Consider the following 13,069-nt stretch of genomic DNA (forward strand, 5'->3'; position numbering starts at 1 on the left):
CGTCAGTTCCTTCCGTCAGCTCCCCACATCATCTTACTGCGAAGTGTATCGAAAAATACATGCTTGAAGCGTTTCACAACTTTGATGCTGTAATCTGCTTTCCGAATAGTAAGCCGGGTGGTCTCTTTGCACGATTCGCTTCTTCCGTCCACAGCTACGAGAAAATTGTGGCTGCGGCTTTCTACCTCCAATGATAGCTCCCAGTCGTCGCGAATGACGATAGGTCGTACGTTGAGGCTATGCGGAGCTACCGGGGTGATGGCAATGGTGTTGGAGTGGGGGACGATGATCGGGCCGCCTACGCTCAGCGAATAGGCGGTGGAGCCTGTAGGAGTGGCTATCACCAGTCCGTCCGCCTGATACGTGTTCAGGTACGCTCCGTTGATGGCGGTGTGTATGCTGATCATCGAAGAACTGTCTCGTTTGAGCACCGCTATGTCATTCAACGCATAAGGCGAAGATTGCAGTTGCTTGTCGTTGCAGATGAGTTGCAGTACGCTTCGTTCTTCTATCCTGTATCTGTGGGCATAAATCTCGTCGAATGTGGCTTCCATTTCTTCGGGTGATATATCTGCTAGAAACCCCAAACGCCCGGTGTTGATTCCTAAAATAGGAATGCCTTTCCGTCCTACCCGGCTGGCTGTCCTCAGAAATGTGCCATCGCCTCCGATACTGATTACCATATCCGCATTGAAATCTTCTCCGTCGAACAAGCTGTCTGCATGAGGTCCGATGCGCAGGTCTGAAGTCAGAAAACGATAAAACTCTCGGCATACATGAATCTCGGCTTGTCTCTCCTTGAGTATCCGGAACAAAGTTTCGGCATGCGATGACTTTTTGGCTTGATATGTATTCCCGATAATAGCAAATTTCATAAGCGATTTAGTTATATGTGTTTGCAAATTTGGCATTTTTTCTTGGATTTCTACTTTAAATAACAAAAAAAGAACGGATAATGCGTTTCCCATTATTAGGCAACTAATAATAATATTTGTATTTTTGCACCAAACATTGCGTGTTGAGCTATGACTAAACTGAGTGTAAATATAAATAAGGTCGCTACGCTGAGGAATGCGCGCGGAGGAGATGTGCCGAACGTGGTGAAGGTAGCGCTTGATTGTGAAAGCTTCGGGGCCGATGGTATTACGGTGCATCCGCGACCGGACGAACGCCATATTCGTCGGACGGATGTATATGATTTGCGACCGTTGTTGCGGACCGAATTCAATATTGAAGGTTATCCGGCTCCGGAGTTCATCGAACTGGTCTTACAGGTGAAGCCGCACCAAGTGACGCTGGTTCCCGATGCCCCTTCGCAGATAACCTCTAATTCCGGTTGGGATACGAAATCCAATCTGGATTTTCTGACGGATGTGCTCGATCGTTTCAATAGCGCAGGTATACGCACTTCCGTATTCGTTGCTGCCGATCCGGAAATGGTGGAGTATGCTGCCAAAGCGGGAACCGATCGTGTCGAATTGTATACGGAGCCTTATGCCTCGAAATTTGCGGAAAACCCGGAAGCGGCTGTCGCACCTTTTATAGAGGCGGCAAAAAAAGCACGCAGTCTCGGCTTGGGGCTGAATGCCGGACACGACTTGAGTCTTGTGAACTTAAATTATTTTTATAAAAACATTCCCTGGCTGGACGAGGTGTCTATCGGGCATGCGTTGATTAGTGACGCATTGTATCTCGGACTGGAGCGTACCATTAGGGAATATAAAAACTGTTTACAATAATGAATGCATGGATGTTATTGCTACAGGGAACTGTGAGTATGGCCGACTCTTTGGCAACTGCCAATCCGGTCCTGACTTCGGTCGGTGAACCTGAAATGAATATGCTCGATATGGCAGCTAAAGGAGGTTGGATAATGATTGTGCTCGGTCTACTTTCCTTGATTTGTTTCTATATTCTGTTCGAACGGAATTATATTATCCGTAAGGCAGGAAAAGAAGATCCTATGTTTATGGAACGCATAAAGGATTATATCCATAGTGGGGAGTTGAAAGCGGCTCTTGCTTATTGCCGAAATATGAATACTCCTTCGGCACGTATGATTGAAAAAGGAATTAATCGCTTGGGACGCCCTATTAATGATGTGCAGGTTGCCATTGAGAATGTCGGAAATATCGAAGTAGCTAAATTGGAAAAAGGACTGACCGTAATGGCTACGATTGCGGGAGGCGCTCCGATGATTGGCTTCTTGGGTACGGTGACCGGTATGGTTCGGGCTTTTTATAAGATGGCGAATGCCGGAAGCGGCAATGTAGATATCACATTGCTTTCGGGAGGCATTTATGAGGCGATGATTACTACGGTGGGTGGTTTGATTGTCGGAATTATCGCGATGTTTGCTTACAATTATCTGGTGATGCTGGTGGATCGTGTGGTGAATAAGATGGAGTCGCGTACCATGGAATTTATGGATTTGCTTAACGAACCGGCACAGAAAAAGTGAAATTCCCGGACAGGATTTCCGGATCGGGCGGGCTGACAAAGATTATTCCTTATCGCTTTATCCGATTGCCGGACGCTGGAGTAGAGCTTGCCGGTTATTTGTCACTCATTAAAAACTAACCAAGTGGGACTAAAAAGAAGAAATAAAATATCGCCCAATTTCAGTATGGCTTCCATGACGGATGTCATTTTTCTGTTGCTGATCTTTTTTATGATCACCTCTACGGCCGTTTCTCCCAATGCTATTAAAGTGCTTTTACCGCAAGGGAAACAGCAAACTTCTGCAAAACCGCTGACAAGGGTCGTTATTGATAAAGACCTGAATTATTATGCCGGTTTTGGAAATGAAACGGAAAAACAACTGACGTTGGATGAACTGACTCCGTTCTTACAGCGTTGCGCTGAAAAAGAACCGGAAATGTATGTGGCGTTGTATGCCGACGAAACAGTGCCTTACCGTGAAATTGTGAGGATACTCAATATTGCCAATGAGAATCATTTCAAGATGGTGCTGGCTACACGCCCGCCCGGGAAGAAATAAAAGAATGCAGATATAAAGGCAGGAGCACAGATTGGACAAAAGGAACTTCTTTTGCTTGTCTTGTGACTCTGTAGGCTAAAAATGACGAAAAAATGGACAGAAGAAAAAAGAGTGAATATATCGGCGCGCTGGGTACACTGTTGGTGCACATGGCGGTGATTGCTCTTTTGCTTCTGATAGGATTTACTGTTCCTCCGCAGGATGAGGAGATGGGCGGAGTGCCTGTTATGTTGGGAAATATAGAAGAAGCGAGTGGATTAGACGACCCTTCTTTGGTTGATGTGGACCTATTGCCAAAGGAGTCCGTCAATGCCCCGGATGAGGGACGAACACTTCCTCCAGAAGAAGATTTGCTGACACAGACTGAAGAGGAAACCGTTGCTTTGAAACCGAAGCCGACAAAAAACAAAGAGACTGTAAAGCCCAAAGAACCGGCAAAGAAACCGGAGAAAACCGAGGCTGAAAAAGCGGCGGAAGCCAAGCGGATGGCTGAAGAAAAGGCTGAACGTGAACGGAAAGCAGCAGAAGAGCAGGCGCGAAAGAAAGTGGCAGGCGCTTTCGGGAAAGGAGCTCAGATGGAAGGGGATAAAGGAACTTCCAGTCAGGGAGCCGGAACCGAAGGCAGTAAGGGGGGGGACTCTTCTGTCGGATCGAAGACCGGCAGTGGCGGTTACGGTACGTTTAACCTCGGAGGCCGTTCTTTGGGTACGGGTAGCCTGCCCAAGCCTGTTTATAATGTGCAGGAAGAAGGACGGGTGGTAGTGAACATTACGGTGAATCCTGCAGGACAAGTGATTGCAACCGGTATCAACCCTCAAACGAATACGGTAAGCTCCGCTTTGCGCAAAGCGGCGGAAGATGCTGCAAAAAAAGCACGCTTTAATGAGATTGACGGGCTGAACAATCAAACCGGAACCATTACGTATTATTTCAATTTGCGATAAAAGAAGAGCTATTGCCTCGTTTTCTTGTTTTGAGGCTTGAATTTTGAATGTTGAAGTGAATGTGAGGTAAAATAATCACTCAAAACACGAATAGATATGAGAAATGTCGCTTTTTCGACGGTAATCGAGTTTGCTCTTTAAAAGGGACCTTTAAAGAGGTTTTTATACAAAGAACGAATTTATTGTTTTACTAAATTATAAAAAGTGCGCAACTGGCTTGAGGTCCTTACTTGCCGGTAATGAGCACAGAAGGAGGCTTATGGGAACTGTATATGTTTTTTTTGCGGATGGCTTTGAGGAGATCGAAGCCTTGACTGCTGTTGATGTGTTGAGACGCGCCGGATTGAATGTGAAAATCGTATCTGTTACTCCGGATGAAATTGTGGTAGGCGCTCATGATGTATCTTTACTATGTGATGTGAATTTTGATAATTGTGATTTTCGTGATGCGGAGCTTCTGTTGTTGCCGGGCGGGATGCCCGGAGCGGCTACGCTCGGAGAACACAAGAAATTGTGCGAACTTTTAAAGGATTTTGCTTCGAAGAACAAACCTCTTGCCGCTATCTGTGCCGCTCCTATGGTGCTTGGTAAGCTGGGACTGCTGAAGGGAAAGAAAGCAACCTGTTATCCGGGATTTGAAAACTATCTGGAAGGAGCCGAATACCTGAAACAACCGGCTGTCTGTGACGGGAATATAGTAACAGGGAGAGGACCGGGGGCCGCCATGGACTTCGCCTTGGCTGTTGTAGCCCTGCTGATGGGACAAGCCAAAGTAGACGAGCTGAAGGCTGCTATGTGTGTGAAAGGTTAGAACCCGGCTTATGAAACAGTATGCTATCATTGTCGCCGGCGGGAGGGGGCTGAGAATGAGGAGCGAGCTTCCCAAACAGTTCTTGCCTGTCGGCGGAAAACCTGTTTTAATGCATACCATCGAAGTTTTTCGCCATTATGATACATCGCTTCAAATCATTCTTGTTCTTCCGAAAGATCAACAAAACTTTTGGAAGAAACTTTGTCGTGAATGTGCTTTTGAAGTGGAGCATCAGCTGGCTGATGGGGGAGAAACACGTTTTCATTCGGTTAAGAACGGATTAGCGTTTGTGCAGGAGCCGGGCTTAGTGGCGGTACATGACGGAGTTCGCCCCTTTGTGTCGTTGGAGGTGATTCGCCGATGTTATGATTTAGCGGCTAAACGAAAGGCGGTGATTCCGGTAGTAGATGTGTTCGAAACCCTTCGTGTAGTTACGAAAGACGGAAGCCGGACGGTAAACCGTGCCGAGTATAAATTGGTGCAAACCCCGCAGGTGTTTGATGCGGAGCTTCTAAAACGGGCATACATGCAAGACTTTAATCCGATTTTTACAGATGATGCTTCTGTTGTGGAAGCAATGAATATACCTGTTTCTCTCACTGAAGGCAATCGGGAAAATATTAAGATAACGACTCCTTTTGATCTGAAAATAGGAACTGCCCTTCTACATGTTTGATTTAACCACACGCGACATCAAGTTTATCTCCGGCGTAGGCCCTCAGAAAGCAGCAGTGTTGAACAAGGAGCTGGGAATACACTCCTTGCGAGATTTGATTTATTATTTCCCTTATAAATATGTCGACCGGAGCCGCATCTATTACATTCATGAAATAGATGGGAACATGCCTTATATCCAGTTGAAGGGTAAAATAGTAGGATTTGAAACGTTCGGAGAAGGACGCCGCCGTCGCCTTGTTGCTTACTTCTCCGATGGTACGGGAGTTGTTGAGTTGGTATGGTTTCAAGGCTTAAAATATGTGCTTAATAGGTACAAGCTTCACGAGGAGTACATCGTTTTTGGAAAGCCGACTGTGTTTAACGGCAGAATCAATGTCGCTCATCCGGATATGGATAAACCTGATGACGGGCAATTGTTTTCTTCGGGTTTACAGCCTTATTACAGTACAACGGAGAAGATGAAACGGAGTTTTCTTAACTCTCATGCCATTGAAAAAATGATGGGAACTGTCATTCAGCAACTGCAAGAACCACTCCCCGAAACTCTTTCTCCTCAAATTTTGACGGGACACCATTTGATGTCTTTGACCGAGGCCCTTAAAAACATCCACTTTCCCGGTAGTCCCGATTTATTGCGCAGGGCACAATATCGTCTGAAATTCGAAGAGCTTTTTTATGTGCAGTTGAACATCCTTCGATATGCGAAAGATCGGCAAAGAAAGTATCGCGGCTATATTTTTGAAAAAGTTGGCGATGTTTTTAATGCGTTTTATACGAACAACCTCCCTTTCGAACTGACCGGGGCCCAAAAGAGGGTGTTGAAAGAAATCCGAAATGATGTAGGCAGTGGCAGGCAAATGAACAGGTTGCTGCAAGGAGATGTAGGAAGTGGGAAAACATTGGTTGCCTTGATGAGTATGCTGCTGGCAATGGATAATGGTTATCAGGCTTGTATGATGGCACCTACCGAAATATTGGCCGGTCAGCATTATGAAACGATCAAGAAGCTCCTTTCCGGCATGGACGTATGCGTGGAACTGTTAACGGGCTCTGTGAAAGGGAAAAAAAGAGAAGCTGTCTTAAAAGGATTATTGACGGGCAAAGTGAATATTTTAATAGGTACTCATGCCGTAATCGAAGAAACCGTTCATTTTTCTTCATTGGGGTTGGTCATTATCGATGAGCAGCATCGCTTCGGTGTGGAGCAGCGTGCCCGCCTTTGGAGCAAGAACACCCAGCCTCCGCATGTGCTTGTCATGACTGCCACGCCTATTCCACGTACATTAGCCATGACCTTGTATGGTGACTTGGATGTTTCCGTTATTGACGAGCTTCCGCCGGGACGGAAGCCAATAACTACGATTCATCAATTTGATAATCGGCGAGAGAGCCTTTATCGTTCGGTACGGAAGCAGATTGAAGAGGGGCGCCAAATATATATCGTATATCCTTTAATAAAAGAGAGCGAAAAGATTGACCTGAAAAATCTGGAAGAAGGATATTTGCATATTTGCGAAGAATTTCCGGAATATACGGTATGTAAAGTGCACGGCAAAATGAAAGCATCTGAGAAAGATAGGCAAATGCAGCTGTTTGTTTCGGGTGAAGCGCAGATAATGGTGGCTACTACGGTGATTGAGGTAGGAGTGAACGTCCCTAATGCTTCGGTCATGATTATAGAGAATGCCGAGCGGTTCGGGCTTTCCCAATTGCATCAGTTGCGCGGAAGGGTCGGGCGTGGGGCAGAGCAATCGTACTGTATCCTTGTGACAAACTATAAACTGACCGAAGATACCCGGAAGCGGTTGGAGATTATGGTGCGTACCAATGACGGGTTTGAAATTGCCGAAGCCGATCTGAAGCTCAGAGGGCCCGGAGATCTGGAAGGTACTCAGCAAAGCGGCATCCCTTTCGACTTGAAGATTGCCGATATTGCCCGCGATGGGCAACTGCTGCAATACGTCCGTTCGGTAGCGGAAGATATTGTGGAACGCGATCCCGGAGCGCAGCATCCGGAGAACGAAATCTTGTGGCAACAACTTAAATCGCTTAGAAAAACAAATGTTAACTGGGCGGTAATTAGTTGAAATATGGGTTAAACAGGCCGCTGATTTTATGGATATGTTGAAAAACATATTCCTCTGCTATCTTCCCTGTTTATAGACTTTTAGAAGCTTATGAAGGCTTGATGAATCACATAGATGTTGAAAAATAGTTAATAACTTAGTGGTTGTTTCATCAGAAAACATTACTTTTGGGGGAATTTTTAAGTGAATGTATTCGTTTAACCATCTAAAAAGTCACATAATATGCTTGAAAAAACACTGGTCATTTTGAAGCCGTGTACCCTTCAACGGGGACTGGTTGGAGAGATTACTCGCCGCTTCGAACGTAAAGGTTTGCGGTTGGCCGGTATGAAAATGATGCATCTGATGGATGAACTGTTAAGCGAACATTATGCGCATTTGAGTGCCAAACCCTTTTTTCAACGAGTAAAAGATTCGATGATGGCAGCTCCTGTCATCGTTTGTTGTTATGAGGGTGTAGATGCTGTTCAAACCGTGCGTACACTGACCGGGCCGACGAACGGACGTTTGGCTGCGCCCGGAACAATCCGTGGAGATTATAGCATGAGCTTTCAGGAAAATATTGTTCATGCTTCCGATTCACCGGAAACGGCAGCCATCGAATTAAAGAGATTTTTTAAACCGGAAGAACTATTTGAATACAGGCAGATCGCTTTCGACTTTCTGTATGCGAATGATGAATATTAATCGAACAATTGACAAAGACGAATGAATTTCAGTTGTATTATTAAGACAGGACTTACTGCCGTGGCGGCTATGATTAGTTTGAGTTCTTTCTCTCAAGATCTGATTGCGCGTCAGGCTCCCATTGATAAAAAATTAAAAGCAGTAGACTCTTTGACTTTACAAAGGCAGATTCGCATTGAGCAGTCGGAATATCCTGCTTTGGATCTTTATCCGAATTGGAACAATCAGTACGTACATGCTTATGGAAAAGAGGCTATTATTCCGGAGACTTACAATATTGATCTGACAGGTTTCTGCATGCCTACTCCGAGTACGAAAATTACTTCGCCTTTCGGGCCTCGCTGGAGGAGAATGCATAATGGTTTAGATTTGAAAGTAAATGTCGGAGATACAATTGTTTCTGCTTTTGACGGAAAGGTACGCATTGTAAAGTATGAACGCAGAGGATATGGGAAATACGTTGTAATCCGACATGATAACGGTTTGGAAACCGTATACGGGCATTTATCGAAACAGTTGGTTGAAGAGAACCAGTTGGTGAAAGCCGGCGAAGCGATTGGATTGGGTGGAAACACTGGGCGTTCCACAGGTTCGCATCTTCATTTTGAAACCCGCTTTTTGGGTATTGCCATCAACCCGGCTTATATGTTCGATTTCCCGAAACAAGATGTGGTAGCTGATACATATACTTTCCGCAAGACGAAAGGAATGGAGCGTCATCGTGCGGGTTCTCATGACCGAGGTGATGTTGAAACGGCTATTCGTTATCATAAAGTGAAGAGTGGAGATACGCTGTCGCGTATAGCCAAACTACGTGGGGTTTCTGTAAGCAAACTGTGCAAGCTGAACCGTATAAAGCCGACAACTACCTTGCGTATAGGACAGGTATTGCGTTGTTCATAAAGAATAGTATCTTATTCATAATACAAGAGGGCACTTTAATATTATTTAGAGTGCCCCTCTTTCTGTTTTTACTTAATTATTGTTACCTTTGCGTTCTATTTGGAAAGAAATGAAAGATACCAAGTTACAGTTTGAACATGTCATTGCTTTTTGTCGTGAGTTGTTTTCTAAGAAACTACATGATTACGGTCCCGCATGGCGCATTCTGCGTCCGGCTTCCGTAACCGATCAGATTTTTATTAAAGCCAACCGCATCCGCAGTATTGAAACAAAAGGGGTGACCTTGATAGACGAGGGCATCCGTTCGGAGTTTATAGCTATCGTTAATTACGGAATTATTGGGTTAATCCAGCTTGAATTAGGGTATGCCGAATCGGCTGATATCGGCAATGAAGAGGCTTTGGCTTTGTATGATAAATATTCGCACAAAGCATTGGATTTAATGCTGGCAAAAAATCATGATTACGATGAAGCGTGGAGAAGCATGCGAATCAGCTCTTATACCGACCTGATTCTAATGAAAATATACCGGACCAAGCAGATTGAGAGCCTGTCCGGAGATACGTTGGTTTCCGAAGGAATCGACGCCAATTACATGGATATGATCAATTATGCCATTTTCGGTCTGATTAAAATAGAGTTTGAAGGATAAGAATTTACATATTATTCGAAAGACAGGAGTCAATTTGTGCCGCTTCTTTCTATCCGCAGTTTTTATCTTTTCCGGTTTCGTTAAAGCTGTCGACCCTTTAGGTGTGCAGTATAAGATACAGGATTATCTCGCTGCGTTTGGCATACTGTCTTGGTTTCCTTCCTTTTTTCCTTTACTCACCGGTATCGTCTTGTCGGCAGTCGAATTTTCCATCGGTGTTTTCTTGTTCTTTGGAGTTCGTAGGACTGTTTCCTCTACGCTGGCACTGATATTCATGGTTTTCATGACTCCACTGACTTTATATCTGGCCCTTTCCAATCCGGTGCAGGACTGCGGCTGTTTCGGAGATGCATGGAAACTCACAAATTGGGAAACGTTCCTGAAAAATGCAGTGCTGCTTATGCTTGCCGTTGTAGTGTTCAGGCATCGTAAATCGGTGATTCGCTTTATTACCTTCAAAATGGAATGGTTGGTTTCTTTGTATACGATATTGTTTGTTTTCGCTTTGTCGTTTTATTGTTTGAATCATCTGCCAGTTTTAGACTTCCGTCCTTATAAAATAGGCAACAATATTCTTGAGGGAATGACCGTTCCCGATGGGGCACAACCGAGCATATACGAGAATATCTTTATATTGGAGAAGAATGGAGTAAAGAAAGAGTTTACACTGGAGAATTATCCCGACAGCACATGGACATTCGTAGATGCCCGTTCAATTCTTAAAAAGAAAGGTTATGAGCCGCCTATCCGCGATTTCTCTATGATTGAATCGGCTACGGGAAACGATATAACTGAGGATGTGTTGACTGATATGAATTACACATTCCTGCTGATAGCCCATCGCATCGAGATAGCGGATGACAGCAATATCGATTTGATCAATGAAATTTACGACTATTCGATGGAGCATGGTTACGGGTTTTATTGCCTCACTTCTTCATCGGATGAACAGATAGAACAATGGAAAGATAAATCCGGAGCAGAATATCCTTTCTGCCGGACGGATGATATTGCGTTAAAAACAATGATCCGGTCTAATCCGGGGCTGATGCTGATAAAGAACGGCGTGATTTTGAATAAGTGGAGCGATGAAGAATTGCCTGACGAGTATGTGCTTACAGACAGACTGGAGAATCTTCTTTTGGGAAAGCAGAAGGTTAAGAGCGACCTCCATACCGTAGGGTACGTCTTCTTATGGTTTATCGTACCGCTGCTGTTCGTGTTGGGAGCAGATATTCTGATTATCCGTCGTAAAGAGAGACGGCTTGCCAAGAAGGCGGCGGAGGCGGCCGGATCAATAAAGGATGATGAATAAATAAGAAGTTATATTAGTAACCCTTTAAATAAAAGTAAAAATGAGAAAGAATATTGTTGCAGGAAACTGGAAAATGAACAAAACCCTTCAGGAGGGTATTGCTTTGGCGAAAGAGTTGAATGAAGCGTTGGCTAACGAAAAGCCTAATTGTGATGTAGTAATCTGTACTCCGTTTATTCACTTGGCTTCTGTCACTCCGTTGGTGGATGCTGCGAAGATCGGTGTAGGAGCTGAAAACTGTGCGGACAAGGAATCGGGCGCATACACCGGTGAAGTTTCTGCCGCCATGGTTGCTTCTACCGGCGCCAAATATGTGATCTTGGGTCACTCTGAACGCCGTGCATATTACGGCGAAACGGTTGCTATTCTCGAAGAAAAAGTGAAGCTGGCTCTGGCAAACGGACTGACTCCCATCTTCTGTATCGGCGAAGTGCTGGAAGAGCGCGAGGCGAACAAGCAGAATGAGGTTGTTGCCGCTCAAATGGCATCTGTATTCTCCTTGTCGGCTGGAGATTTTTCTAAGATTGTTTTAGCTTATGAACCGGTTTGGGCTATCGGTACAGGTAAGACTGCTACTCCGGAACAAGCACAGGAGATACATGCTTTCATCCGTTCAATCGTTGCCGACAAATATGGCAAAGAAATTGCGGATAATACCTCGATTCTTTACGGCGGGAGCTGCAAACCTTCCAATGCAAAGGAACTGTTTGCCAATCCTGATGTAGACGGTGGCCTGATTGGCGGCGCGGCTTTGAAGGTCTCCGATTTCAAAGGAATCATCGACGCATTTAACGCATAATTAATTTTATTGCGGATTTCGCAGAATTGCACAGCCTCATATTTCCGTTGTGTGATTCTTCGAAATCCGTTATACTCTTTATTAAACTCCGATGAAGAAACTTTCTTTACTTATTTTATTGTTTGTCTTGATAGGAGCGAGTGCACAGGCGCAAAGCATTATCAAGAGTCTGGAACGTACGGTGCCGGGGCAAGGCAAAGTGACGATCCATCAAGATCCCCGCATCGAAGCGCTGTTGGGTGTGGAACGTTCATCCATCGGCGAGCAGAAAGTAATAAAGACGACAGGATTCAGGATACAGGCTTATGCCGGCAACAATACTCGTGCAGCCAAGAATGACGCTTACGGAGTTGCTGCCCGTGTCAGGCAATATTTTCCGCAGTTGGCTGTGTATACTTCTTTCAATCCGCCTCGCTGGATTTGCCGTGTGGGCGACTTCCGCAGTATCGAGGAAGCGGATGCCATGATGCGAAAGCTCAAAGCAACGGGTGTGTTTAAAGAGGTCTCTATCGTCAGAGATCAAATTAATGTTCCTTTATAATACGATCATGTTTGAAAAAGAAAAGAACTATTCTCCTAATTTGGAGGAACTGAAAAGCCATTATCGCAGTGTTATAACTTTGTTGGGCGAAGATGCCGACCGTGAAGGATTATTGAAAACACCGGAGCGGGTGGCGAAAGCGATGCTGAATCTTACCCACGGTTATCGTGTAGACCCGCATGAAGTGCTCCTTTCGGCGAAGTTTAAGGAAGAGTACAGCCAGATGGTTATCGTAAAAGATATCGATTTCTTTTCTCTTTGCGAACATCACATGTTGCCGTTTTACGGGAAAGCGCACGTGGCTTATATTCCCAACGGCTATATCACGGGGTTGAGCAAAATAGCCCGTGTGGTAGATATATTCTCTCACCGCCTTCAAGTGCAGGAGCGTATGACGCTGCAGATCAAGCAATGTATTCAGGATACGCTAAATCCATTGGGTGTAATGGTTGTCGTAGAAGCCAAGCACATGTGCATGCAGATGCGCGGAGTGGAAAAACAGAACTCCATTACTACCACTTCCGATTTTACCGGAGCATTCAATCAGGCCAAAACCCGCGAAGAGTTTATGAACCTGATTCAGCACGGCAGCTTGTGACCCGTTGCCCCATTTTCATCCGGTTGTGCCGATTCGGTTTTTGCCGGCGGAAA

General features: G+C 45.1%; 15 protein-coding genes. 14 read left to right on the top strand and 1 reads right to left on the bottom strand.

The annotated features are described in order from the left end of the window. Positions 1-2 precede the first annotated feature (2 nt). Positions 3-875 carry an NAD kinase gene (locus tag GGR07_RS05485; RefSeq protein ID WP_034542873.1) on the bottom strand — a complete coding sequence of 291 codons (873 nt, stop codon included), beginning with the start codon at positions 873-875 and terminating at the stop codon, positions 3-5. 150 nt (positions 876-1,025) lie between these two features. Between GGR07_RS05485 and GGR07_RS05490 the strand changes: the two genes are divergently transcribed. The 14 genes from GGR07_RS05490 to folE all read left to right on the top strand — a co-directional run bounded on the left by GGR07_RS05490 (position 1,026) and on the right by folE (position 13,016). Beyond that, positions 1,026-1,739 carry a pyridoxine 5'-phosphate synthase gene (locus GGR07_RS05490; protein ID WP_021647185.1) on the top strand — a complete coding sequence of 238 codons (714 nt, stop codon included), beginning with the start codon at positions 1,026-1,028 and terminating at the stop codon, positions 1,737-1,739. After that, entirely contained in the window at positions 1,739-2,461 is a 723-nt protein-coding gene (locus GGR07_RS05495; RefSeq protein WP_034542875.1) for a MotA/TolQ/ExbB proton channel family protein, read from the top strand. Before GGR07_RS05490 ends, GGR07_RS05495 begins: the two co-directional genes overlap by 1 nt. A gap of 123 nt (positions 2,462-2,584) precedes the next feature. Continuing rightward, positions 2,585-3,001, top strand: a complete 417-nt coding sequence (locus tag GGR07_RS05500) for an ExbD/TolR family protein (RefSeq protein ID WP_034542877.1) — start codon at positions 2,585-2,587, stop codon at positions 2,999-3,001. A gap of 92 nt (positions 3,002-3,093) precedes the next feature. Then, positions 3,094-3,945, top strand: a complete 852-nt coding sequence (locus GGR07_RS05505; RefSeq protein ID WP_021647181.1) for a cell envelope integrity protein TolA — start codon at positions 3,094-3,096, stop codon at positions 3,943-3,945. A 259-nt stretch (positions 3,946-4,204) separates the two neighbouring features. Beyond that, positions 4,205-4,756 carry a DJ-1 family glyoxalase III gene (locus tag GGR07_RS05510; RefSeq protein ID WP_021647180.1) on the top strand — a complete coding sequence of 184 codons (552 nt, stop codon included), beginning with the start codon at positions 4,205-4,207 and terminating at the stop codon, positions 4,754-4,756. 10 nt (positions 4,757-4,766) lie between these two features. Next, on the top strand, positions 4,767-5,432 hold the full coding sequence (locus GGR07_RS05515) for a 2-C-methyl-D-erythritol 4-phosphate cytidylyltransferase (RefSeq protein ID WP_021647179.1): 666 nt from the start codon (positions 4,767-4,769) through the stop codon (positions 5,430-5,432). Continuing rightward, on the top strand, positions 5,425-7,521 hold the full coding sequence (recG, locus tag GGR07_RS05520; RefSeq protein WP_021647178.1) for an ATP-dependent DNA helicase RecG: 2,097 nt from the start codon (positions 5,425-5,427) through the stop codon (positions 7,519-7,521). The genes GGR07_RS05515 and recG overlap by 8 nt, the downstream gene beginning before the upstream one ends. 222 nt (positions 7,522-7,743) lie before the next feature. Next, a complete protein-coding gene (gene ndk, locus GGR07_RS05525; RefSeq protein ID WP_021647177.1) occupies positions 7,744-8,208 on the top strand; it encodes a nucleoside-diphosphate kinase in 465 nt (154 codons plus the stop codon). Between the two features lie 21 nt (positions 8,209-8,229). After that, positions 8,230-9,111, top strand: a complete 882-nt coding sequence (locus tag GGR07_RS05530; protein ID WP_021647176.1) for a peptidoglycan DD-metalloendopeptidase family protein — start codon at positions 8,230-8,232, stop codon at positions 9,109-9,111. Positions 9,112-9,220: 109 nt separating this feature from the next. Beyond that, the gene (locus tag GGR07_RS05535) at positions 9,221-9,763 is read left to right on the top strand and encodes a DUF1599 domain-containing protein (protein WP_021647175.1); all 543 of its coding nucleotides are present in this window, start codon (positions 9,221-9,223) and stop codon (positions 9,761-9,763) included. Next, positions 9,753-11,078, top strand: coding sequence for a BT_3928 family protein (locus tag GGR07_RS05540; protein WP_021647174.1), 1,326 nt, complete (start codon positions 9,753-9,755; stop codon positions 11,076-11,078). Before GGR07_RS05535 ends, GGR07_RS05540 begins: the two co-directional genes overlap by 11 nt. A gap of 40 nt (positions 11,079-11,118) precedes the next feature. Next, the gene (tpiA, locus tag GGR07_RS05545; protein WP_021647173.1) at positions 11,119-11,877 is read left to right on the top strand and encodes a triose-phosphate isomerase; all 759 of its coding nucleotides are present in this window, start codon (positions 11,119-11,121) and stop codon (positions 11,875-11,877) included. Between the two features lie 91 nt (positions 11,878-11,968). Then, complete coding sequence (locus GGR07_RS05550) at positions 11,969-12,418, top strand: SPOR domain-containing protein (RefSeq protein ID WP_021647172.1); 450 nt, start codon at positions 11,969-11,971, stop codon at positions 12,416-12,418. A 7-nt stretch (positions 12,419-12,425) separates the two neighbouring features. After that, positions 12,426-13,016 carry a GTP cyclohydrolase I FolE gene (folE, locus tag GGR07_RS05555; RefSeq protein ID WP_027324533.1) on the top strand — a complete coding sequence of 197 codons (591 nt, stop codon included), beginning with the start codon at positions 12,426-12,428 and terminating at the stop codon, positions 13,014-13,016. The last annotated feature ends 53 nt before the right edge of the window (positions 13,017-13,069 follow it).

Source organism: Bacteroides pyogenes (assembly GCF_014196225.1).
GTDB lineage: Bacteria > Bacteroidota > Bacteroidia > Bacteroidales > Bacteroidaceae > Bacteroides > Bacteroides pyogenes_A.

Bases quoted from the DNA above. Each gene is read 5' to 3' on its own strand.
- GGR07_RS05485 (WP_034542873.1), bottom strand. From the start codon at position 875: ATGAAATTTGCTATTATCGGGAATACATATCAAGCCAAAAAGTCATCG.
- GGR07_RS05490 (WP_021647185.1), top strand. From the start codon at position 1,026: ATGACTAAACTGAGTGTAAATATAAATAAGGTCGCTACGCTGAGGAAT.
- GGR07_RS05495 (WP_034542875.1), top strand. From the start codon at position 1,739: ATGAATGCATGGATGTTATTGCTACAGGGAACTGTGAGTATGGCCGAC.
- GGR07_RS05505 (WP_021647181.1), top strand. From the start codon at position 3,094: ATGGACAGAAGAAAAAAGAGTGAATATATCGGCGCGCTGGGTACACTG.
- GGR07_RS05510 (WP_021647180.1), top strand. From the start codon at position 4,205: ATGGGAACTGTATATGTTTTTTTTGCGGATGGCTTTGAGGAGATCGAA.
- GGR07_RS05515 (WP_021647179.1), top strand. From the start codon at position 4,767: ATGAAACAGTATGCTATCATTGTCGCCGGCGGGAGGGGGCTGAGAATG.
- recG (WP_021647178.1), top strand. From the start codon at position 5,425: ATGTTTGATTTAACCACACGCGACATCAAGTTTATCTCCGGCGTAGGC.
- ndk (WP_021647177.1), top strand. From the start codon at position 7,744: ATGCTTGAAAAAACACTGGTCATTTTGAAGCCGTGTACCCTTCAACGG.
- GGR07_RS05530 (WP_021647176.1), top strand. From the start codon at position 8,230: ATGAATTTCAGTTGTATTATTAAGACAGGACTTACTGCCGTGGCGGCT.
- GGR07_RS05535 (WP_021647175.1), top strand. From the start codon at position 9,221: ATGAAAGATACCAAGTTACAGTTTGAACATGTCATTGCTTTTTGTCGT.
- tpiA (WP_021647173.1), top strand. From the start codon at position 11,119: ATGAGAAAGAATATTGTTGCAGGAAACTGGAAAATGAACAAAACCCTT.
- GGR07_RS05550 (WP_021647172.1), top strand. From the start codon at position 11,969: ATGAAGAAACTTTCTTTACTTATTTTATTGTTTGTCTTGATAGGAGCG.
- folE (WP_027324533.1), top strand. From the start codon at position 12,426: ATGTTTGAAAAAGAAAAGAACTATTCTCCTAATTTGGAGGAACTGAAA.